Origin of the sequence: Thermoanaerobacterium sp. RBIITD, from assembly GCF_900205865.1 — a bacterium.
GTDB lineage: Bacteria > Bacillota > Thermoanaerobacteria > Thermoanaerobacterales > Thermoanaerobacteraceae > Thermoanaerobacterium.
The window spans coordinates 2,934,425-2,956,537 of the sequence record NZ_LT906662.1 but is presented as its reverse complement, the minus strand read 5'-3'; the positions used below and the strand labels follow the sequence as shown (position 1 = coordinate 2,956,537).

Below are 22,113 nucleotides of genomic sequence, written 5' to 3'. Positions count from 1 at the left end.
AAAACTTCTAAATGTTAATTAAACTAATTTAAATATTATATATTTTATTGAATAAATTATTACGAAAAAAACCTCGCTGCCTTATATATGCAGGCCTGAGAGGTTTATATTAAAAATATTATACTAATCAAATATTAGCTTGTCAAGTACTATTTCTTTCGCGTCACTCCAAAGTCTTTCTAACGAATAAAAATCTCTTTCATCTTTTGTAAAGATGTGAACAACTACGTTGCCATAGTCCATTAAAATCCACCTTGCACTATTGTATCCTTCGATGTGGTTTACCGGTACACCATCTTCATTCAACTTTTCTTCCACTTCATCACACAATGATTTAACATGTGTTATTGAAGTACCACTTGCTATAATAAAATAGTCTGCTACAGTCGTCAAATCTCCTACATATAGTGCTTTTAAATCAATGGCTTTTTTATTATCAAGAATCTTTAAAATTTTAAAAGTTAATTCACTACTGTCTTTATACAATGACAAACCCTCCGAAAACATTATTTTTTGATAAATATTGTTTCAATTTACTATTAAAATAATGCCTATTTAATTAATGTTAGATTTTTCTAATTTTATAAGCATATCATTGCGTGCAATAACAGTCTTATTGTACAACAGTTGATTATTTTTTATTACAAACTCGATTGTCCTATCAAGAGCCATAATAACTGCTTTGTCAAGGTCTTCGTCTGCAGTTTTTCTCAAAACATCTACTCCTTCAAAGTCTCTTCCAGGTTCAATAAAATCCGCCAAAAATATTATCTTGTCAAGAAGTGTCATATCTTTGTCACCTGTTGTGTGTAGCATAACTGCTCTTTTAATTTCTTCATCACATACTCCAAAATTGTCTCTTATTAAATATCCACCAACAGGTCCGTGCAATAAAAATGGTGAATGCCTTAATACATCATCTAATTCAATGTTATATTTTTCTGCAAGTGCAATTAATTCTTCACTACTTAAATTTTTTGCACAGTCATGTAAAAGTCCTGCTACTCTAGCCTTTTCTACATCTGCACCATACCGCTCTGCTAGTTTCACTGCCGTATCCATTACACCTATGGAGTGTTTAAATCTCTTTTCATTTAATAAAGTTTTAAGTCTATCTATATAAAAATCCACATTCATAATGTCACCTTCTTTTATAAAGTCCGCATTTTTCAATATATCTTTCTACAGATTCAGGAAGCAAATATTTAATTGGTCTTCCCTCAAATACTCTATTTCTTATATCTGTTGAAGATATAGCTAGTGATGGCACAGTTACTTGAAAAATATCTTTATTAAACATTCTTTTTATATACTTTATTTTACTATTTATTGTGTCATTTGCATATCCGGGTCTTGTTGCAGCAACAAAATTGCATATATCCAAAAGTTCTTCGGCATTTTTCCATGTCAGTATTTCAAGTATAGCATCTGCTCCAGTAATAAAATAAATATCTGTCGAATCACCATATATTTTTTTAAACTCTTTTATAGTATCAATCGTATATGTGTAGCCTTCTCTTTCTATCTCAATAGCGGATACTTCAAAATAAGGATTTGTAACTGTTGCAAGTATCGTCATTAGATATCTTACTTTTTTGTCCGTAATGCTTCTTTTAATCTTATGTGGTGGATTCCCTGAAGGAACAAATATAACTTTGTCAAGATTAAATTTATCTCTCACTGCTTCTGCTGTTACAAGATGCCCAAAATGTATCGGATCAAATGTTCCACCCATAATACCAAGCCTTAATTTATCATTAGTCATATATGAATGTCCTCCACAATATTTTATCTCACAAATGAAAGTATGAAGATTCTTCAATCTATTACCTTCCACAATGTAAGAAGCAAAAATGTTTCACTTTTCCCAAAAGAATTTTTATTATTACTTTTATATATTATACAATATTTAATGTTCACTAACAACTGTATATATTGTTAATCAAGAAATTTTTCAATTTTTTTAGAATGATTTAAAATTGACTTATCCACCTTTAATCATAATATTCGAATTCAAAATCTCTTACATTTATTATATCACCATCTTTAAGCCCTTTTTCTTTTAGTTCTTCGATTATTCCTGTTTTCTTTAAATTTTTCTCAAAATATCTTAAGGAATTTTCATCTTGCAAATTAACCCTTTTTAAAAGTCTGTCAATTTTACTTCCACTTAAATAAAATGTACCATCTTTTATATCTATATTAACGGTCTCTTCCTCTTTGGGCATGTCATATATTATAACATCTTCGGTGTTAGCTTCTATGTCGACTTTTATTTTATCAAGAATTTCTATAGTTTTATCAAGCAAACTGTCTATACCTGCACCTGACATTGCAGATATTTTATAGACATCATATCCCATTTCCTTAATTTTACTCTCTACAGCATCAATATCCATTTCCTTTAAATCAACAGCATCTATTTTATTTAATACAACTATCTGAGGAAATTTTTTTAATTTATCGCTATAAAGATATAGTTCATTATTAATTTTCTTAAAATTTTTTATCGGGTCAGTAGTTTGATTAGATATATCTACAACATGCAAAATCAATTTCGTTCTTTCTATATGTCGTAAAAAATCGTATCCAAGACCTTCACCATTATGAGCACCCTCTATAAGTCCAGGTATATCAGCTATAACAAAGGACTTTCCCTTATGAAAGACCACACCAAGGTTCGGTGAAAGTGTTGTAAAGGGATAGTCTGCAATTTTTGGCTTTGCTTTTGTACAAGCCGCAAGTAATGTAGATTTTCCGGCATTTGGAAATCCAACGAGGCCAACATCCGCAAGTAATTTTAATTCGAGTCTTACATAGAGTTCCTTTCCCTCCTCACCGCTTTCTGCAAATCTTGGTGTCTTTAATGTTGGTGTAGCAAATTTTGCGTTCCCCCTTCCTCCCTTTCCACCCTTTAAAACAATTGCCTTTTGACCGGGCTTTGTAAGGTCCGCAATTATTTCATTTGTATCATCTCTTATTATCTGTGTCCCTACCGGAATTTTTATATACAAATCTTCGGCATCTTTCCCATATTTTTTATTTCCTTGTCCGTTTTCACCGTTTAATGCTACATACTTTCTCTTATATCTAAAATCCATAAGTGTTGACATATTTGGGTCTGCTATAAATATTACATCTCCACCTTTTCCACCGTCGCCGCCATCCGGACCTCCATAAGCTACATATTTTTCTCTTCGAAAAGAAATTACACCATTGCCACCATTGCCTGACCTTATATAAATTTTAGCAGTATCAATAAACACAAAATCACCTACCCCAAATTAAGCATTCATATCTTTATTTTTTATATATTTTAAGATACTATCCATGTTATTATTATTAAATATTTCCCGTTCTTCATCAAATTCATTTATTACTTTATGCACATATTCTGATATCTTATCAAGTTTACCAAGTTGAGCATATCCAAGTATTACCTGCAGGTCATTCAAATATTGATGCCTTTTCATATTTATATATTTTACAAATAAATCTTCTATTTCTGTCATTAAAATCACCTCACAATTTAGCTAGCTTATTTATATACATTATACCAAAATAATTAAATACAAAAAAGAAAAATCCCGGCTTATGCCAGGACCTCTTTTCTTTTATCATATACGCTTACTTGCTTCTTATGTTTGCCTTTTCTTTCGAATGTCACATATCCATTTGTAAGTGCAAACAATGTATCATCTTTCCCTATGCCTACGTTAATACCAGGATGTATCTTTGTACCTCTTTGTCTAACTAATATATTTCCGGCCAAAACATATTGCCCATCTGCTCTTTTTACGCCAAGGCGCTTTGATTCACTATCACGTCCATTGCGTGTACTTCCCATACCTTTTTTATGAGCAAATAATTGCAGCTTCATTATTCACACCTCCTATCGATCACTCTTACATATTTAGGATAATCTTTTTCGATATCTTTAAGTCCTAAAATCATTGTGTCAATAATTGCACATAATTTTATTTTATCTTCATTTGAACCATTATCTTTTATTTCAACATGCATGTACCCATCATCTATCATCTTATCAATTGATACAGTATGAAGTAGCTCTATGCCAAGTATTGCTGTCTGCGCAACAGCCGTAACACCAGCACACACTATATCCTTATTATACACGTCATACCCTGCATGCCCTTTTATAACGAATTTGTGCACTTTATCATTAATATCGCGAAATATCTCAACTTTAATCATTTTCCTTATACAATCTTTTCTATCTGAACTTTTGTAAATGGTTGGCGATGTCCGCGCTTTTTTCTTTCATTTTTCTTAGGTTTATACTTGAATACAATTATCTTTTTACCCTTGCCATGTTCAAGTACTTTTGCGTCAACTTTTGCATCGTTAAGATAGGGTTTGCCAAAATTTACAGTACCATCATCTTTTGCAACTGCCAATACCTTATCAAATGTATAAACACTACCAGCTTCACAGTTAAGCTTCTCTATTTCGAGAATATCTCCTTCTTGAACTCGATATTGCTTACCACCTGTCTCAATTATTGCGTACATAAAGGCACCTCCTCTATACCAGTCTCGCCGAAAACAAGGTACTTCATCAACTAATATTTGAAGTATTTTCAAAACCCGTTCCGAGCGGCTACAAAGTGTATTCTAACATAATAATAAATAATTGTCAATCACAACTCATAACTTACATCAAAGTCATTTAAATTCATGGCATCACATATAACAGGTACTATAGAAATGCCAAACATTTGTAGGTATTTCTCTTTTAAACCATTTTGTACTATAATATTCGCTATCTTTTTGTTGGATTTTATTATAATTTTTTTTGCATTTGTATTTTTGCATATTCTTTCAATTGTCCTTTTTAATTTTAATAGAAGCATGTCATTCGAAATAATATGTCCTGTTCCATTGCAACATGGACATTTATCTATCATATATTCACTAACATTAGACCTTACTCTTTTTCTTGTCATTTCAACAAGGCCAAGTTGCGTAAAACCGAGCAAGCTACACTTTGATCTATCATTTTTTAAACATTCTTCAAAGACATTGATAAGCTTTTGTCTATCATTTTCATTATCCATATCGATAAAATCTATTATTATTATTCCACCAATATCTCTAAGCCTTAATTGGACTGCAATCTCTTTTGCTGCTTCAATATTTGTTTTTAAAATCGTTTCTTGAAGTGATGAATTACCGATATATTTACCTGTATTAACATCAATAACAGTTAGTGCTTCGACCTTATCAATAATAATAAATCCGCCACTTTTAAGCCAGACTCTTTTATTTAAAAGCCTTTCTACCTGTTTTTCAACTCCATACAGTCCAATTAAGTCGCCTTCTTCATATCTAACAACAAAATTTTTGTGATCTTGATTTTTTAAATAATTTTTTAACTCTTCGTATTGCTTTAAATCATTTATAATTATTTCATCAACCATAAAAGATGACATATCCCTTATATATTTAATAATAAAATTTTCTTCCTCATATATTAAATCAGGTGCCTTTGCTGTTTCATACCTTTCCATAATTTTCTCATACAGCTTACATAAACTTAAAATATCATTTTCAAATTCTTCTTTGCTTACATTTTGCGCTGCAGTCCTTATTATAAGTCCGGCATTTTCAGGCTTTATCCTCTTCGCTATTTCCATAAGCTTTGATTTTTCAATCTCATTATCTATTCGGTGTGATATACCAATATAATCAACTCCGGGCATTAATACAACGTATTTACCTGGTAGTGAAAAATTTGTTGTTACTTTCGGATTTTTTAGCCCCATCGAATCCTTTGAAACCTGCACCATTATCTCTTGTCCTGGTTTTAATAATTTAGTAATTGTCTTTTTTTCAGCATTAGAATCATTTTTTTCAATGATATCATTGATAAATAAGTAGGCATTTTTACCTATTCCAATGTCTATGAAGGCACTCTGCATTCCCTTTATAACATTTTGTACCTTTCCTTTATAAATATTGCCAACAATGCTTCTATTTGCCAGGTTTTCTATATGGTATTCGATTAAAATACTGTCTTTAATATATGCAACTTGATTAAAATTTTCGCTTATGTCAAATAAAATTCGTTTCAAATATTTCACCTCAATCAAGTATAAGGTTTTTTCTATCAATTCTTATATTATTTGTGTCAATTATATAATTTGCAAATCCATTAAAAGCACTTAACACATGTAATGGTCCAGGGGAACCTTCCGCAATGATCAATTTAATGTACAATAATATTATATCACCAACTGTACCTATTACATTAAAATCTACAATATATGGCCTTAAATTAATAATCTTTTTACCGCTCTTACTTTCCTTTTCTATTAGTATTTTATTTTTATTCATAAAATTATTAATAATAGAATCTAAATTCTCTGTATTTTCTAAAGCTATTACCTTTAATATATATTCTCCCTCTTTTATTCTGCTTGACAGTAGGTCTTTATCATCAACTATATAAGATTCTATTATTGTTAAACCATTTGGGAGTGATTCATTCATCTTATCTTTGAATTCTTCTGGTACTATATTTTCATCAAGAATAACATCGAAATAATCACCATGTGTCGTAGCACCTATCATTAATGCTGGACCAAATGATATCAATGGATGTGGATTAAAACCTTTTGATAGTGCAAACTTAATTTTCGCTCTACGCATTGCACGTTCAATCACCCTCATAAGATCCAAATGTGAAATAAACCTTAAATTGTCATCTTTTTCGAATTTATTTCTTAGTTTCAAAACATACAACCCCTTTTTCGAGCTCTTTTATCCCACAACCTGTACAATATAATCTGCAATCATTTGTGAGCACGCCTTCCAAAGATTTTTTATACTCCCTTATAAGGTAATCTTTCTTTACACCTGCATCTATAATGTCCCAAGGGAATACTTCATCAAAATCGCGTTTTCTATTTGCATAAAAATATGGATCGACTCCGACATCATTAAAAGCATCCATCCATATGTCAAATTTAAAAAAGTCATCCCATCCATCAAATTTGCATCCCTTTTCCCATGCTCTGATTATGGCTTGTCCTACTCTTCTATCGCCTTTTGATATTATAGATTCAAGGAAGCTCATCTTAGTTTCATGCCAATTGTAATGAAATATGTGTCCTTTTAATAAACTTTTTAATAGATCTTGCTTTTTTGTAATTATATCCATATTTTCCTGTCCATACCACTGGAATGGAGTAAATGGCTTTGGTACAAATGTTGATGTACTTACAGTTATCTTAAGTCCCTTTGTGTTTCCTTTTACGTCTTTATAGACGTCTGCCACCATATGTGCAAGGTCTGAAATTCCTCTCACATCCTCCATTGTTTCTGTTGGCAAACCTAACATAAAATACAGTTTTACAGTACTCCATCCGGCCTTAAATGCTTCTCTTGTAGAATTTATCAAATCTTCTTCTGTTACACCTTTATTTATGACATCCCTTAATCTTTGTGTACCCGCTTCAGGTGCAAGTGTTAAACCAGTCTTTCTAACTTTCTGTATCTCCTTTAACAAGTTTATAGAAAAAGCATCTATCCTTGTTGATGGTAATGCTACACCTATTCCCATATCTTTGTACTTTTCAATCAAGTCATATATTAGCCCTTCTATTTCAGAGTAATCACATGTGCTTAAAGAAGACAGTGAAATTTCTTCATAACCAGTTGCTTTTATCAATTTATCAGCCAATTCAAGCAAATGCTCCTTTGACCTTTCTCTGACAGGCCTATACAACATGCCAGCTTGACAAAACCTACATCCTCTCGTACAACCTCTAAATACCTCCAACATTATTCTATCATGAATGATATTCATAAATGGTACTATTTGCTTTTCTGGATAGTATGTCTTATCAAGGTCCTTTACAATTCTCTTTTTTATTGATGATGGTACATCTTTTATCAATGGTTTTATTGATGAAATTGTATTATCCTCATTGTATATTTCTTGATAGAATGATGGTACATATATTCCTTTTATTGTTGATGCAAGTTTTAAAAATTTTTCTTTTGTCTCACCAATTTTTTTACATTCTTTATATAAATCTAAAAGTTCATTTATTACTTCCTCGCCATCACCTATTACGAATAAATCTATTACATCTGATAATGGTGCTGGATTATATGAACAAGGTCCACCAGCTATTATTATCGGAAGGTTTTCCCTATCCTTACTTCTAATAGGTATACCCGCAAGGTTAAGCATATTCAGTATGTTGGTATAGCTTAACTCATATTGTAGTGTAAAACCAATAAAGTCAAATCTTTCAAGAGGTGTTTTAGTCTCTAATGAAAAAAGAGGTATATTATTTTCTCTCATGATTTTTTCCATATCTACCCAAGGTGCAAAGACCCTTTCACAATATGTATCTTGTCTATCATTTAAAAGATGATACAGTATTTTCATTCCAAGATGTGACATTCCTACTTCATATACATCAGGAAATGCGAAAGCAAACCTTATGTCTACATTTTTTGTGTCCTTTATCACTGAATTTACCTCTCCGCCTGTATAACGAGCAGGTTTATTTACCATCATTAGTATACTATCTATTTTTTCTTTTATATCAAGCATTGTTACCTCCTATTTTATCTTATTTAAGACATCCCCAACACATAAATTTATACCGTTACTAACAGCATAATCAAAAAGTTCTGTTTCTGTAAGCCTATATTTCTCTCTAAGATTTTTATCCAGCACAACTATTATATGATATTTTAGTGGTAAAAAACAATTAATTATTTTACTTATTTTTTGATTTTCTAAAACAGCTATCTGCCTAACACTCATACATCCTCTCTTATAAAAATCTGCTTTTTTATATGCTACATCCCGTAAATGAAAAAACACCGATAATTTTCTCTCTTTTTTTGCTGCGATAAATAAAAATATAGCAAGGATTATTAATTCATAATTCTTATAGCCATATATTAAAGTAAATATACCATAGTACATTAATGCTAAGGATAAAATATATGATATGTAAACCGCAGTATTATTTGCTTTGATAGTCCCAATAAATCTAGATAAAATACTCTTTAAGGCTCTGCCACCATCAAGCGGAACACCAGGTAAAAGATTAAATATACACATGATAATATTTATACTTATTAAATGATCAAAAGAAATACCTGTTGACTCTGCAATTATTATAAGCAGTAAAACAAAAACAAGGTTTGACAAAGGGCCTGCTAAGGCGATCAAAATTTCCAAATCCGGGCGAATAAATAAAGAACTATCGAGAATAGCTGCACCGCCGAATGGGAATATTTCAATTTGTAAGACATTGACATTGAGTCTTTTTGCCATAATAAAATGACTAAATTCATGAATTGCGACAGTAAGAACTATATTTACTAATTCAACATAATATCTTGTAATGATAAGCAGTAATACAAAAACCCATGTAAATGGGTTTATCTTTATTTTATCAATATCAATATTCATTTTTTAACATCACTTGAAGGTGCATCAAAACTTACCTTTGAAAGTGGATCAATGGGTTTTCCATTTTCCCATATTTCAAAATGTAGTGTTTGTGCAGTAATTTTACCCGTTTCACCAATTTTGCCAATAACCTGTCCTTGTATTATTTTGTCACCTTTTTTAACATCTATTTCTGATAAATGAGCATAAACCGATCTTACATCATTTTCATGCCTCAGTACAACAACTTTGCCAAGGTCCGGATATGTTTCATCTGCAATCATGACTTCCCCACCCAAAACAGCTTTAACGCTTTCGCCAGTGCTAACACTTATGTCAACTCCATCATTCTTTATTTCTTTTCCTGTTTTAGGATCTACTTTTAACCCAAATTTTGAAACCACGCTTCCTTTTATTGGAGCTATCATCCTTGATATAGCATTGTTGGAAATAACATTTTTACTGTCTTCGCTTTTATTTGAAAATACCTTAATTACATCTTCTTTAAAGGTAGGAATTTTACTCATTACTAACTGTAGACCTTTCTTTGTATTTTCATAATTCATATTGTAGTTTAAAACTGACTTAGTACCTTCTGTTATAGTTTTTGCAATAGGTATATTTATAGCCTTTAATAACATAGCTACTCCGACAAGCACGAGACAAATTATAAATTGATTTTCAAATATTTCAATATATTTTTTTAAGTCTACCTTATTTTTTTTAATATAATTGGTAGATGACCATTTATTTGGCTTCATTTGGCCAACCCCCTCTCATGATATATTTATATTATCAATGAGAAGGGATTATGAATAAATTTTATTTTACTGCATTTCTCCATTCTAGTAGTCCCATATCGAGCCCTTTTATCAATACTTCTGCTGTAGCCAAATTTGTTGCTAATGGTATAGAATGCACATCGCAAACTCTTAAAAGAGCCAGTATATCCGGTTCATGTGGTTGCGCTGTCAAAGGATCTCTTAAAAATATGACAAGGTCCATCTTATCTTGAGCAATCATTGCCCCAATCTGCTGATCGCCACCCATCGGTCCAGGCAAAAATTTATTGACCTTAATTCCTGTAGCTTCCTCAACTAATTGTCCTGTAGCACCTGTTGCGTATATATTGCACTTTTTTAGAATATTCTTATAAGCTATAGCGAAATTTACCATGAGAGGTTTTTTCATGTCATGTGCTATCAATGCAATATTCATAAACATCATCCTTTCTTTTCATTTGTAGAAATAAAATATTATATCAATTAAAAATTGATTTTTTGTCTTCGCATGCCGACATTTAATAAAAGGCCAATTGCAATCATGTTGGCAACTATTGAGCTTCCACCATAGCTCATAAATGGTAGTGGTATGCCTGTAATAGGCATTATTCCAACCGTCATTCCTATATTTTCAAATATGTGGAATGTAAACATGGATATAATACCAACTGCTATTAGATATCCATACTTATCCTTAGCCATAAAAGCTATTCTCCAACATTTGTAAAGCATTATTCCATAAAGAAGTATCAATGAAGCTGCACCAATAAAGCCCAACTCTTCTCCAACAACAGAGTAGATAAAGTCCGTCCACGCTTCAGGCAGGTAATAAAGTTGTGTTTGGCTGCCATTATATAATCCCTTTCCCCAAAACATACCAGAACCAATCGCTATTTTTGACTGTATAACATGATATCCAGAACCCATTGGATCGAGATTGGGATTTATAAATGATAAAAGCCTGTTCCTTTGATATGGCTTTAGTATTTTATATGCTACAGGAAGCATTGCAAGCCCTGCGGCAATTAAGCCTCCAAATACTTTAGGTCTTACACCAGATATAAACAACATACCTATAAAGATTGCTATAAATACAAGGGCTGTTCCAAGGTCAGGTTGCAGCATAACAATAATAAATGGAATCCCAACATGTATTAGTGGGCCAATTAAATCTTTAAAACTCCTTACTTCATCCATATCTTTAAATGTATTTGCAAGAGTTAATATAATAGCAATCTTAGAAAATTCTGATGGCTGTATATCAATCGGACCAATATGAATCCAGCTTTGCGCTCCATTACTAACTTTTCCGACAAATAGTACAGATATAAGCACTAAAATATTTAATATATATATAATTTTAGACAACCTTGATATCTGATTGTAATCAAATAATGTTATAATAAATAATAATATAATACCAAATAATATTGCAAATGACTGCACAATTACTTTTTTGTATGATCCTGTTTCAATAGCATGTGAAGCACTTGATATAACAACAATGCTTAATGCACATATTAAGATGACTGTAATAAGGAGTCCAAAATCAAAGTTTTTCCATAACTTTTTATTTAACATTACAGTATATTACCCTTTCTATATAATATCACTTCTTGTATTATATCATACAATGTCGTTATACACCATAACTTGTTTACACTCAATATTTAACAGTATATATAAATTTTTTAAAGGGTAAAAAAAGACCGGTAAATAACCGGTTATCTTATTACTCTTTTCATCTTTTTTATTGGTATGTCAGCATGAAGTGCTGGAACATATGTATCGTCTCTTCTTTTCTCTTTTGTTATTTCAACATTTAATCCTTCTTCATCAATATCAACATAATTAGATATTACATTCATAATTTCTTCCCTCATAACCTCTAAAAATTTTGGAGATACGTCGGACCTGTCATGAACTAGCAATAACTGTAACCTTTCTTTTGCTACATTTTTACTGTTTCTTTTACTGCCAAAAGATTTAAATAAATCCATATGATACACCTCCTGACATTACCGACTTGAAGAAATTTTAAATAAATTTTTTAATCTTTCTAATATACCATTATTTACATCAAGATTTATAAGAGGAACATCTTCACCAACTAATCTTTGTGTTAAATTCCTGTATGCTTGTCCGGCAAGTGATTTTTCATCTGTAACTATTGGTTCACCTTTATTAGTAGATATAACTATATTCTCATCATCTGGTATAACGCCTAATAAGTCTATTGCAAGAATATCCATGATATCTTCAATATTCATCATATCTCCACGCTTTACCATATCCATTTTTATTCTATTTATAACAAGCATCTGATTATTTACTTCTGACGCTTCAAGAAGTCCTATAATCCTATCAGCATCTCTTACAGCAGATACTTCTGGTGTAGTAACCACTAAAGCCCTATCAGCACCAGCTATAGCATTTTTGAAGCCTTGTTCTATACCTGCGGGGCAATCAATAAGAATATAATCAAACTCTTGCCGCAACTCATCTGTAACTTTTCTCATTTGATCTGGATTAACGGCAGTTTTATCTCTTGTTTGGGCAGCTGGTAAAAGATACAATCCTTCATATCTTTTATCCTTTATTAAAGCTTGTTTTAAACGGCACTGTCCCTCTACTACATCTACAAGGTCATATACTATCCTATTTTCAAGTCCCATGACAACATCAAGATTCCTCAATCCTATATCAGTATCAACTAATACGGTTTTAAAACCTTTCATTGAAAGGAATGTACCGATATTCGCTGTTGTTGTTGTTTTACCTACCCCACCTTTACCAGATGTTATTACTATAACCTCACTCATTTACTTCACTCCATTTCTTAGTTTCTCTTTATTGTCTATTTTACTATATTTTACCATATAAGTAAAGTGGCTTAACTATAATTTTATTCTTTTTAATTAATGCAACTTCAGGATACATCGCCTCAATATCATTATCGGGTGACCTTGATATAATATTAGCAATTCTAAGCTGCATAGCACATATTTTTGATGCAGCAATTATTGCTCTATTATTTCCTGATATACCAGCATGTGCAATCCCCCTTAAAGTACCCATTACAATGATATTTCCTGATGCTTGAACGATGCTTCCGGGGTTTACGTCACCAAGTATTATGAGATTTCCATAATACTTTACTACCTGTCCAGACCTAACAGTTCCATTAAAGAATTTCGTCATACCTTCATCGAGACCCTCAAAAATTGCATTCTCTTTTGTTACATTTTTAAGGCGTCTTTCTTGTATTTTTTTAATATTTACATTAACACCATATTTGCCAAAAATAAACTCCTTTAATGCCTCAATACTGCTCTCATCTACATCAAGATTATGTACTTTAACTGTCAGTTGAGCACCTTTAAAAAATGTAATTGAATGCTCAATTCTATTTATAATTTTTTCTTTTAGTGTATCTATATCTGTGATATCACTGGCAATTACCACAAGGCCATCTTTAGAACCATGTATTTTCACATAATCATCTAACATCTTTTGGCCCTCCCATTATAGTCTTAGTCCTAATTATAATATTCTCCATAACTTTTATTTTTCCTTCTAAAAAAACAAAAGAGGATAAAAAATGCCCTCTTTTATTGTCAATAAGTCGAAATATTATTCTCAATGACCATTATTTTGCCCTTGTACATTGTTTTTAGGTTGATTCTGATTTTGTGTTTGATTGTTAGGATTGTTAAAGCCAAAGTAAGCATCCATAATGTCTCTCGCAACTTGTGCTGTATATGCACCTGAACCACCTTGATATATAAGTGCCGTTACTACAATCTGTGGTTTGTCATATGGTGCAAATCCAACAAACCATCCGTAGTTTTGCATTATTTTGCTTCCATGGGAGCCTACCTCAGCAGACCCTGTCTTTCCTCCAACTTCTATAGGAAAATTAGCAAATGCAGCACTTGCCGTACCACCTTCTTCTGTCGCTCCTTTCATTCCGAGCTTAATTGCATCAAGGTAATTTTGTGGTATGTCAATCTTATCAAGTACCTCCGGATTTACTTCCTCTACAATTTTCCCATCCGGTGAAACTATTTTATCAACTAAATGCATTCTATATCTCGTTCCACCGTTTAAAAGTGTAGACAGATAGCTTGCAATTTCTATCGGTGTAAATTGATTACTGCCTTGACCTATTGAAGCATTTGTTGTATCTACCAAAGTCCATCTTGTTCCATCCATGATTCTCCATATATCCATTTGTAATTTCGAATTGGTTATACCCATCTTTTTCAATTCTAAGAATGTCTTATAATCGCTGAAATTCCCTTTGTCTATTAACGCAACTATTTTGTCATATTGATCCTGTGTTATTTTTCCATTTGGGTTTTTATCCGTCTTAACCATAGATTTTAAAATTGCTAAATTATAGTCTTTCTTAAACTGCGGATTTGCGATTATTCCTTGTGTTTCATATAATTCTATTCCGGTTTTTTGATCAAGTCCAAGCTTATGTGCATATTCGTAAATTTTATCAATACCCATTCTTCTACTCATCTCATAGAAATAAGTATCTGTAGAGTATTTTATCGCATCAGACACATTAACAGGACCTTGTCTTTGCCCATATTCACCAAAAAGCCAGTTTTCTTGTCCTGTAGGAGCATATATCCCTGGATCATCATATTTTTCGTTAACTGTTGTTACACCAGACTCCAAAGCAGCAAGTGCAGTAACCATTTTAAATGTTGAACCAGGTGGTGCAGTACCTTGTATTGCATAATTAAAAATTGGACTGGGGTCAATCGTCGCATTTCTCTGGCGAAATAATTCATTGATTATGCTTTGTGGAGGACTACCAGATGCAAAGATATTTGGATCATATCCAGGAACGCTGGCAAGCGCTAATATCTTTCCTGTGTTTATGTCTGTTACTACAGCAGCACCAATATTTGCAGGTAAATACTCTCCGTGTGGCCCTCTTTTGTTTGCCCTTATACTTTCCATCGTCCTTTGCAGTGAATCTTCTGCTACCTTCTGCAATTTTTCGTCGACTGTCAAATATACTGTATTACCTTGTATCGGTTTTATTTCATCTAATTTTTTGATTAACCTTCCGTAGTTATCTACTTCCACTTGTTGTTTGCCATCTGTACCTCTTAAATATTTTTCTAGATAACTTTCTAATCCATAATGTCCAACAAGGTCAGAAATTTGATATCCTTCTTGACTATATTTTTTCCATTCCTCTTGATTCATGCGGCCGATATAGCCAATGGTTTGTGATAAAAGTGTATTAAAAGGATAAACCCTTATGGGTTTGATATCTATTATTATGCCCGGAAGGTCTAAATGATTTTCCTCTATTTGTGCGACAGTTTGCTGATTTGCATCAACTGCTATTTCGACGGGTTTATATTGCGTATATCCCTGCTCAACCATTAATTGCCTAATGGCCATTATTCCTCTTATTTCCTGAGGAGATAATTTTGGAGATATTTTAAATTTCTCAATAAGCATTTTCCATGCTTCGTCAGCTGTAGCAGTTTGTTCTATATTGTTGTTTTTCTTCCATTGTTTTTCCCTCTGCATGAGGACAGCTTGATCGACATTGCTTTCGTCTGGATTTTGAAAATTAAAATATGGCATATTATGATTATCTAAAAATATAGGCAAATCATCTTTATACTTAACATTATTGCTATTGAGTATTTTTAATAATTTTAATATAACGTCATTTAAATTAACATTTTTGACATCGCTTTTCATTAACTCTATAGAAAAGCTTGGCCTACTCGTTGCAAGCTTTACACCGTTTTTATCTACAATATCACCACGAGGAGCAGTAATTGTAATTGGTCTTATTGCATTTCCAATAGACTGTTCTTTGTAATAATCTCCTTTAATAAGCTGTAGATAAACGAGTCTAGCAATAAGTAAAATCAAAATAATTGCTATTATCCAGCCTAACACATTAAATCTTTTTTTTAAACTCTCATTCAATTTAACCACCTTTAAATCTTAAAAAAAAATTTTCTTGACTTATTTATATAATTATTAAATTTAACTAAATATCTGTAAGCAAATATTGTAATTATAGAATTATAAACCGCTTGAACTATTATTATATTAAATAATAAAGCAGGGTTTAATTCATACTTCATGAGGAGCATTGAAAATACCATTATCAAATTGTAAAGAATAGTCCCTAAAAATACAAATACGAATGCAACGAATGTATTTTCTTTAAAAACATTTTTGCCAAGCAATCCAGATAAATAAGCAACTATCAACAAGGAAATAGCTACAAAACCAATAGCATTATTAAAAAGTATATCTTCAAGAAGACCTCCAAACAGGCTTAAAACAATCCCTTCGTTAATGCCATTTAAGAGTGCAAAAGATATAATTAATATTAGCAGTACATCAGGTTTAACGCCTAATATAGCAAAATATCTAAATACCGTTGCCTGCAATACTATCATTAATATAATTAATAAATATTTATATATACTTTTCATTATCTCTACTTCCCCGTAGTTTTCATATTTGTAACAACTTGCACAAATTCGAGCCTTTCAAAATCAGCCTCAGGTTTAATTATCGCTTGTTTTAAAAGTGAGCCTTCTTGCTTTTCTACTTTTTCAACTATCCCGATTATAAGTCCCTTTGGGAAAATACTCATATCAGATGTAGTAATTACATCACCCTTGCTAATTTTGGAATCAGCAGGAATGTAAATCATTGTAAGGTTACCATTAGAATCCCCTCTTATGATACCATTGTCACGAGTTTTTACATCAATCGCACTTACGGAACTGTCTACATCAATTATAGATAAAACTTTTGACCAATTTTTCCCTACGTCTGTAACAGTGCCTACCATATTTCCTTTTTCATCAAGAACGGCCATTTTTGGTTTAACACCATTATCTGAACCTATATCTATATTAAATGTATTAAACCAATTTCCAGGATTCTTACTTACAATATTTGCTGGTTTAGTAGTTATATCAATATTATTATCTTTAAAATTTAAGATGTTTCTTAGTCTGTCATTTTCGCTTATATATTCTTGTAACTTTATATTATCTTTTTTTAATTTAACTATTTCATTTTCAAGGGAAGCATTTTTAACTCGTAATGTACCAATTTCTCTTATAGATACAAAAAAATTTGATACATTATTACCTATGGAATAGAATACTTTTTGTACTGGAGATAAAACACCACCTATAGTTGATTCAATAGATGTTATATCCCGTCCACCACCATAGGTATATGCCATGGCAGAAATAAGTGCCACGGCTATTATTACTACTAATACGAATTGTTTATTTTTTAGAAATCGTGGCACTTTCCCACTCCTCTCAATTTAGCTTATTTATAGGGCTTAAAACTCTTTTAAATAACGAACTTTCTTCTAATATTTTACCCGTACCTAATGCCACACAATCCAATGGTTGATCAGCTATTTGAATTGGCATTCCCGTTTCTTGTCTTATAAGTCTATCTATACCGCTTAATAATGCACCACCACCTGTTAACATTATTCCTCTATCCATTATATCAGCAGCTAATTCCGGTGGTGTCTTTTCAAGTGTCATTTTGATAGCGTCTAGTATGCTTGATACAGGATCTTTTAGTGCCTCAAGTATTTCTGTTGAAGTAATTTTTAGGGTTTTTGGGAGGCCAGACACTAAATCTCTTCCTCTAATATCCATTGTCTCTTCTTTTGCCTTAGGAAATGCAGATCCTATCTGAATCTTTACTTCTTCTGCTGTCCTTTCACCAATCATAAGATTATATTCTCTCTTGATATAGTTTATAATAGCCTCATCCATCTCATCTCCACCAATTCTCAGCGACTTGCTTGTAACTATACCGCCAAGAGAAATTATGGCTACATCAGTCGTGCCGCCACCTATATCAACAACCATGCTTCCAGTTGGTTCTTCGACAGGTAAACCTGCACCAATTGCAGCAGCCATTGGTTCTTCTACTGTATGAGCCTCTTTAGCACCTGCTTGAAACGCTGCTTCTATTACTGCTCTTTTTTCTACTTCTGTTACGCCAGAAGGAATACCAACAATAACTCGTGGCCTAAATAAACCCTTTCTCGGATTTACCTTGCCTATAAAATGATCAAGCATCATTTTCGTTATATCAAAATCAGCTATAACACCATCTCTCATTGGTCTTATAGCAACTATATTACCTGGGGTTCTACCAACCATCTTTTTAGCTTCTTCACCAACTGCAAGAACCGTATGTGTGTCATTTTTTATAGCAACAACTGACGGTTCCCTTAATACTATACCTTTACCTTGTACATAAACAAGTGTTGTTGCTGTCCCAAGATCAATACCTATATCTCTCGAAAATCCTTTCATTATAACTTTAACTCCTTCCTTATTCATCAAAATCATAATATCCTTTTTCTTTCAAACTTACACCTATGCCATCACCTATAATAATATGATCCAACACTTTTATCCCCAATATATTTCCGCTTTTATGAATCCTATTTGATACATCAATATCTTCTTTGCTTGGATTTGGATCGCCGCTTGGATGATTATGAACTAAAATTATCGAAGATGCTGACCTCTCAATAGCAGCTTTAAAAACCTCTCTCGGATGAACGATAGAAGTATTTAAACTTCCTATTGAAATAGTATCGACTGCAATAACTTTATTCTTCACATTAAGCATGACCACTTTAAAATATTCTTTATTAAGATACCTCATTTCATCCATCAATAAACTTATTACATCATCAGGCTTCCTTATAACATAACTATCATTATACCCTGAAAGAGCCAATCTCCTTCCAAGCTCTATAGCGGCCTTTAATTTTGCAGCTTTCGCTACACCTATGCCTTTAATTTCTGAAAGCCTTTCTATTCCTGTATCCATAAGATATTTAAGTCCGCGGCCTTCACTAAGCAATCTTTGCGAAAGCATTATTGCGCTTTCATTTTTATTACCCGTCCCTATAATTATAGCCATTAGTTCTGCATTTGACAATACAGATGAACCATATTTAACAAGCCTTTCTCGTGGCCTATCATCTTCAGGCAAATCTTTTATAGTAAAGCTTGATTCCTCTCCCATTCTTTTTCCCCCTTAAAGCAGGTTTATTTTAAATTCTTTTAAAAGGATATCAGATAATTTTGTAATTGGCAATCCTACTACATTAAAATAATCACCATTTATTTTTTCGACAATAAGTGATCCATATCCTTGAATAGCATATGAACCCGCTTTATCATAACTTTCACCCTTATCAATGTATCGATATATCATATCATCATTGAGATTTTTCATAAGTACATCAGTTGATTCAAAATCTGATACAACTTTAAAATCTTTTGTATTAATAACGGTAATTCCTGTATAGACTTTATGCCATCTTCCGCACAACTTTTTTAACATATTATATGCATCAAGTCTATCCTTAGGCTTACCGAGTATTTCCCCATCAATAACAACAATAGTATCCGCACCAATGACGATTGAATCTGAATCAGCACCCTTTGCTACGTCTTCGGCTTTTTTCTTTGACAAATCCATAACAATATTCTCCGGTTTTACCTCATCTGTTATTTCATCTATATTACTTCCAATTATATCAAAATCGAGGCCTATACCAGACAACAATTCACGTCTCCTTGGAGATTTTGATGCAAGAATAATCTTCATCTTATACTTTCCTTTCGCAGTGCCGCACTTACGCTTTTTATTTTATCTTATAAAACATATATATTGCAGCAATAAGTCCTACAACAGTCCCGATATTGACCTTGAATGCAATCATAAAGGATAACCTTATGAAATTAAGGTCCAAGCTTATAGGACTATTCATTCCTATTATTTGCTGGTATGATAACTGGCTTACATATTTTGCAAGATAATCACCTACAAAGCCACCAAGTATTAGCCCAACAACCAGCAAAAATACCAGTGTCCATGGGCCTTTGCTCCTTCTCATTCTCCCACTCCTTTAAATTATATTTTCTCACTTTCATCGAGATTTAAGACTTTTCCTTTTAATTATATCATAAATAATATATATTTCGACACAAACTAATCTTTTTTTAATAAGTTATTTATGGAAATACAATCAAAGTCCCCACAGCATTTACTATGGGGACTAAATTATTCTATTTACTTAAAGGATATAATTCTTTTTTAGAATAGCTTGTATGGAGGAGATGGTGGGATTTTTCACTCAGTGGTGTGCTAAGATATTCTTCATAAATCTTTATTATCATCGGGTTTTTATGGGATTTCCTTATGGGTAAGTTCCGATCAGCCTCATATATAGCTTTTGCTCTCGCAATCCTAACTTCATGATTTTTATTAGGATTGTGTATCGGTTGACCACCACCCATAATGCATCCACCTGGGCAACCCATAACTTCAATAAAATGATATTCGGCTTCGCCGTTTTTTACTTTATCTAAGAGTTTTTTTGCATTCCCTGTACCATTAGCTATTGCAACTTTAATATCTTTTCCACCAATCTTTATGGATGCTTCTCTAATCCCTTCAAATCCTCTTACTTCACTAAAATCAATATTTTCTAAATCGCGCCCTTCTACTACATCTGCAACAGTCCTAAGCGCTGCCTCCATAACACCACCCGTTGCACCAAATATTACGGCCGCACCTGTTGATTCCCCAAGCGGATTGTCGAAATCCTCATCTGGCAGTTTATTGAATTCAATCCCGGACTGTTTAATCATGCGTGCCAATTCTCTTGTCGTCAGAACTGCATCAACATCCTTAATACCATCCGATTCCATTTCGGGTCTATCTATCTCATATTTTTTCGCCGTACACGGCATAACCGATACTACATATATATCTTTTGGATTAAGACCTTTCTTTTCAGCAAAATAACTTTTTATTAGAGCACCCATCATCATATGTGGCGATTTACACGTAGAAAGATTTTCTATAAATTCTGGATAATATCTCTCACAATAATTTATCCAACCTGGGCTGCATGATGTAATCATCGGAAGTTTACCACCATTATTAATCCTTTGGAGTAATTCGTTGCCTTCCTCCATTATAGTTAGGTCTGCGGCAAAATCAGTATCAAAAACGCTGTCAAATCCTAATCTTTTTAATGCTGAAACCATCTTTCCCGTTACTATTGTTCCATATGGTAAACCAAATTCTTCACCAAGCGCAACCCTCACAGCAGGAGCTGTTTGTACTACGACGTATTTTTTGCCATCATATAGTGCATCATAAACTCTGTTAATATGATCTTTTTCATATATAGCACCAACCGGACATACTTCAATACATTGACCGCAGCTTATACAAGGTGATTCATTTAAGCTTCTGCCAAACACCGGTGCAACTATAGTTTTAAATCCTCTATTAACCATTCCTATTGCAAATACATTTTGAACATTTGAACATGTAGAAACACATCTTCTGCACAGAATACATTTATTTGGGTCTCTAACTATTGATGGTGATAAATCATCCTTTGGATATTTTATATTTTCACCAGTAAATCTAATTTCATTAATACCGAGTTTTTCGCTTAGAGCTTGTAATTCACAGTTTCTATTTCTTTCACATGTAAGACAGCTTCTATCATGTGCAGATAGAATGAGCTCAACGTTCGCACGCCTTGCTTCTCTTACACGCGGTGTATTCGTAAAAACCTCCATTCCATTACTTACAGGATATACACATGATGCTTGTAAATTTTTAACGCCTTTTATTTCGACAATACATACACGACATGCACCAATTTCATTTATTCCTTCCAAATAACAAAGTGTTGGTATATCAATATTTGCCATTTTGGCAGCTTGCAAAACTGTATAGTTAGAAGGAACTTCAACAGGTATTCCATCTATCGTTAATCGCACCTTATCCATTTATT

The 22,113-nt window shown here is 32.5% G+C and carries 26 protein-coding genes; all 26 read right to left on the bottom strand.

Annotation, left to right across the window (positions count from 1 at the left end; all coding sequences use genetic code 11):
- Positions 1–123: 123 nt before the first annotated feature.
- Positions 124–507: a ribosome silencing factor gene (rsfS, locus tag CPG45_RS14310; protein WP_096232618.1), complete on the bottom strand. Its 384-nt coding sequence runs from the start codon at positions 505–507 to the stop codon at positions 124–126.
- A gap of 48 nt (positions 508–555) precedes the next feature.
- On the bottom strand, positions 556–1,137 hold the full coding sequence (yqeK, locus tag CPG45_RS14305; protein ID WP_096232616.1) for a bis(5'-nucleosyl)-tetraphosphatase (symmetrical) YqeK: 582 nt from the start codon (positions 1,135–1,137) through the stop codon (positions 556–558).
- Positions 1,138–1,141: 4 nt separating this feature from the next.
- On the bottom strand, positions 1,142–1,765 hold the full coding sequence (nadD, locus tag CPG45_RS14300; RefSeq protein WP_096232614.1) for a nicotinate-nucleotide adenylyltransferase: 624 nt from the start codon (positions 1,763–1,765) through the stop codon (positions 1,142–1,144).
- Positions 1,766–1,994: 229 nt separating this feature from the next.
- A complete protein-coding gene (obgE, locus tag CPG45_RS14295) occupies positions 1,995–3,266 on the bottom strand; it encodes a GTPase ObgE (protein ID WP_096232612.1) in 1,272 nt (423 codons plus the stop codon).
- 18 nt (positions 3,267–3,284) lie between these two features.
- Positions 3,285–3,512 (bottom strand): Spo0B domain-containing protein, encoded by a 228-nt coding sequence (locus tag CPG45_RS14290; protein WP_096232610.1) that lies wholly within the window; start codon positions 3,510–3,512, stop codon positions 3,285–3,287.
- A gap of 80 nt (positions 3,513–3,592) precedes the next feature.
- Positions 3,593–3,880, bottom strand: a complete 288-nt coding sequence (rpmA, locus tag CPG45_RS14285; RefSeq protein ID WP_096232608.1) for a 50S ribosomal protein L27 — start codon at positions 3,878–3,880, stop codon at positions 3,593–3,595.
- Complete coding sequence (locus CPG45_RS14280) at positions 3,880–4,215, bottom strand: ribosomal-processing cysteine protease Prp (RefSeq protein ID WP_096232606.1); 336 nt, start codon at positions 4,213–4,215, stop codon at positions 3,880–3,882. Before CPG45_RS14280 ends, rpmA begins: the two co-directional genes overlap by 1 nt.
- A 5-nt stretch (positions 4,216–4,220) precedes the next feature.
- Entirely contained in the window at positions 4,221–4,532 is a 312-nt protein-coding gene (rplU, locus tag CPG45_RS14275; RefSeq protein ID WP_096232604.1) for a 50S ribosomal protein L21, read from the bottom strand.
- Positions 4,533–4,660: 128 nt separating this feature from the next.
- The gene (locus CPG45_RS14270) at positions 4,661–6,094 is read right to left on the bottom strand and encodes an Rne/Rng family ribonuclease (protein ID WP_096232602.1); all 1,434 of its coding nucleotides are present in this window, start codon (positions 6,092–6,094) and stop codon (positions 4,661–4,663) included.
- Positions 6,095–6,104: 10 nt separating this feature from the next.
- A complete protein-coding gene (locus CPG45_RS14265) occupies positions 6,105–6,755 on the bottom strand; it encodes a TIGR03936 family radical SAM-associated protein (RefSeq protein WP_096232600.1) in 651 nt (216 codons plus the stop codon).
- Entirely contained in the window at positions 6,739–8,589 is a 1,851-nt protein-coding gene (locus CPG45_RS14260; RefSeq protein ID WP_096232598.1) for a TIGR03960 family B12-binding radical SAM protein, read from the bottom strand. Before CPG45_RS14260 ends, CPG45_RS14265 begins: the two co-directional genes overlap by 17 nt.
- A 9-nt stretch (positions 8,590–8,598) precedes the next feature.
- Positions 8,599–9,462 (bottom strand): M50 family metallopeptidase, encoded by an 864-nt coding sequence (locus CPG45_RS14255; protein WP_096232596.1) that lies wholly within the window; start codon positions 9,460–9,462, stop codon positions 8,599–8,601.
- On the bottom strand, positions 9,459–10,202 hold the full coding sequence (locus tag CPG45_RS14250) for a M23 family metallopeptidase (protein WP_096232594.1): 744 nt from the start codon (positions 10,200–10,202) through the stop codon (positions 9,459–9,461). The genes CPG45_RS14255 and CPG45_RS14250 overlap by 4 nt, the downstream gene beginning before the upstream one ends.
- Positions 10,203–10,263: 61 nt before the next feature.
- Entirely contained in the window at positions 10,264–10,659 is a 396-nt protein-coding gene (gene mgsA, locus CPG45_RS14245) for a methylglyoxal synthase (RefSeq protein WP_096232592.1), read from the bottom strand.
- Between the two features lie 47 nt (positions 10,660–10,706).
- Positions 10,707–11,804: a rod shape-determining protein RodA gene (rodA, locus tag CPG45_RS14240; RefSeq protein ID WP_096232590.1), complete on the bottom strand. Its 1,098-nt coding sequence runs from the start codon at positions 11,802–11,804 to the stop codon at positions 10,707–10,709.
- 143 nt (positions 11,805–11,947) lie between these two features.
- Entirely contained in the window at positions 11,948–12,223 is a 276-nt protein-coding gene (gene minE, locus CPG45_RS14235; RefSeq protein WP_096232588.1) for a cell division topological specificity factor MinE, read from the bottom strand.
- 18 nt (positions 12,224–12,241) lie between these two features.
- Entirely contained in the window at positions 12,242–13,045 is an 804-nt protein-coding gene (minD, locus tag CPG45_RS14230) for a septum site-determining protein MinD (RefSeq protein WP_096232586.1), read from the bottom strand.
- 43 nt (positions 13,046–13,088) lie between these two features.
- A complete protein-coding gene (gene minC, locus CPG45_RS14225) occupies positions 13,089–13,733 on the bottom strand; it encodes a septum site-determining protein MinC (RefSeq protein ID WP_096232584.1) in 645 nt (214 codons plus the stop codon).
- A 129-nt stretch (positions 13,734–13,862) separates the two neighbouring features.
- On the bottom strand, positions 13,863–16,199 hold the full coding sequence (locus tag CPG45_RS14220) for a penicillin-binding transpeptidase domain-containing protein (protein ID WP_096232582.1): 2,337 nt from the start codon (positions 16,197–16,199) through the stop codon (positions 13,863–13,865).
- Positions 16,200–16,210: 11 nt separating this feature from the next.
- Positions 16,211–16,717: a rod shape-determining protein MreD gene (gene mreD / locus CPG45_RS14215; protein WP_096232580.1), complete on the bottom strand. Its 507-nt coding sequence runs from the start codon at positions 16,715–16,717 to the stop codon at positions 16,211–16,213.
- Positions 16,718–16,722: 5 nt separating this feature from the next.
- Complete coding sequence (mreC, locus tag CPG45_RS14210) at positions 16,723–17,553, bottom strand: rod shape-determining protein MreC (protein WP_096232578.1); 831 nt, start codon at positions 17,551–17,553, stop codon at positions 16,723–16,725.
- Positions 17,554–17,566: 13 nt separating this feature from the next.
- Positions 17,567–18,589 (bottom strand): rod shape-determining protein, encoded by a 1,023-nt coding sequence (locus CPG45_RS14205; RefSeq protein WP_172856661.1) that lies wholly within the window; start codon positions 18,587–18,589, stop codon positions 17,567–17,569.
- A 19-nt stretch (positions 18,590–18,608) separates the two neighbouring features.
- Entirely contained in the window at positions 18,609–19,313 is a 705-nt protein-coding gene (gene radC, locus CPG45_RS14200) for a RadC family protein (RefSeq protein WP_096232575.1), read from the bottom strand.
- Positions 19,314–19,325: 12 nt separating this feature from the next.
- A complete protein-coding gene (locus tag CPG45_RS14195) occupies positions 19,326–19,901 on the bottom strand; it encodes a Maf family protein (RefSeq protein ID WP_096232573.1) in 576 nt (191 codons plus the stop codon).
- Positions 19,902–19,938: 37 nt separating this feature from the next.
- Positions 19,939–20,190 (bottom strand): DUF4321 domain-containing protein, encoded by a 252-nt coding sequence (locus CPG45_RS14190; RefSeq protein ID WP_096232571.1) that lies wholly within the window; start codon positions 20,188–20,190, stop codon positions 19,939–19,941.
- 172 nt (positions 20,191–20,362) lie between these two features.
- Complete coding sequence (locus CPG45_RS14185) at positions 20,363–22,108, bottom strand: NADH-dependent [FeFe] hydrogenase, group A6 (RefSeq protein WP_096232569.1); 1,746 nt, start codon at positions 22,106–22,108, stop codon at positions 20,363–20,365.
- Between the last annotated feature and the right edge of the window lie 5 nt (positions 22,109–22,113).

What these genes read in the sequence shown, in the direction of transcription:
- CPG45_RS14255 (WP_096232596.1), bottom strand. Translation starts at nt 9,462, where the DNA reads ATGAATATTGATATTGATAAAATAAAGATAAACCCATTTACATGGGTT.
- rplU (WP_096232604.1), bottom strand. Translation starts at nt 4,532, where the DNA reads ATGTACGCAATAATTGAGACAGGTGGTAAGCAATATCGAGTTCAAGAA.
- minD (WP_096232586.1), bottom strand. Translation starts at nt 13,045, where the DNA reads ATGAGTGAGGTTATAGTAATAACATCTGGTAAAGGTGGGGTAGGTAAA.
- CPG45_RS14185 (WP_096232569.1), bottom strand. Translation starts at nt 22,108, where the DNA reads ATGGATAAGGTGCGATTAACGATAGATGGAATACCTGTTGAAGTTCCT.
- mgsA (WP_096232592.1), bottom strand. Translation starts at nt 10,659, where the DNA reads ATGAATATTGCATTGATAGCACATGACATGAAAAAACCTCTCATGGTA.
- minE (WP_096232588.1), bottom strand. Translation starts at nt 12,223, where the DNA reads ATGGATTTATTTAAATCTTTTGGCAGTAAAAGAAACAGTAAAAATGTA.
- mreD (WP_096232580.1), bottom strand. Translation starts at nt 16,717, where the DNA reads ATGAAAAGTATATATAAATATTTATTAATTATATTAATGATAGTATTG.
- rsfS (WP_096232618.1), bottom strand. Translation starts at nt 507, where the DNA reads ATGTTTTCGGAGGGTTTGTCATTGTATAAAGACAGTAGTGAATTAACT.
- rodA (WP_096232590.1), bottom strand. Translation starts at nt 11,804, where the DNA reads ATGTTAAATAAAAAGTTATGGAAAAACTTTGATTTTGGACTCCTTATT.
- CPG45_RS14190 (WP_096232571.1), bottom strand. Translation starts at nt 20,190, where the DNA reads ATGAGAAGGAGCAAAGGCCCATGGACACTGGTATTTTTGCTGGTTGTT.
- minC (WP_096232584.1), bottom strand. Translation starts at nt 13,733, where the DNA reads ATGTTAGATGATTATGTGAAAATACATGGTTCTAAAGATGGCCTTGTG.
- CPG45_RS14290 (WP_096232610.1), bottom strand. Translation starts at nt 3,512, where the DNA reads ATGACAGAAATAGAAGATTTATTTGTAAAATATATAAATATGAAAAGG.
- radC (WP_096232575.1), bottom strand. Translation starts at nt 19,313, where the DNA reads ATGGGAGAGGAATCAAGCTTTACTATAAAAGATTTGCCTGAAGATGAT.
- CPG45_RS14205 (WP_172856661.1), bottom strand. Translation starts at nt 18,589, where the DNA reads ATGAAAGGATTTTCGAGAGATATAGGTATTGATCTTGGGACAGCAACA.
- rpmA (WP_096232608.1), bottom strand. Translation starts at nt 3,880, where the DNA reads ATGAAGCTGCAATTATTTGCTCATAAAAAAGGTATGGGAAGTACACGC.
- CPG45_RS14260 (WP_096232598.1), bottom strand. Translation starts at nt 8,589, where the DNA reads ATGCTTGATATAAAAGAAAAAATAGATAGTATACTAATGATGGTAAAT.
- CPG45_RS14250 (WP_096232594.1), bottom strand. Translation starts at nt 10,202, where the DNA reads ATGAAGCCAAATAAATGGTCATCTACCAATTATATTAAAAAAAATAAG.
- yqeK (WP_096232616.1), bottom strand. Translation starts at nt 1,137, where the DNA reads ATGAATGTGGATTTTTATATAGATAGACTTAAAACTTTATTAAATGAA.
- CPG45_RS14280 (WP_096232606.1), bottom strand. Translation starts at nt 4,215, where the DNA reads ATGATTAAAGTTGAGATATTTCGCGATATTAATGATAAAGTGCACAAA.
- nadD (WP_096232614.1), bottom strand. Translation starts at nt 1,765, where the DNA reads ATGACTAATGATAAATTAAGGCTTGGTATTATGGGTGGAACATTTGAT.
- CPG45_RS14195 (WP_096232573.1), bottom strand. Translation starts at nt 19,901, where the DNA reads ATGAAGATTATTCTTGCATCAAAATCTCCAAGGAGACGTGAATTGTTG.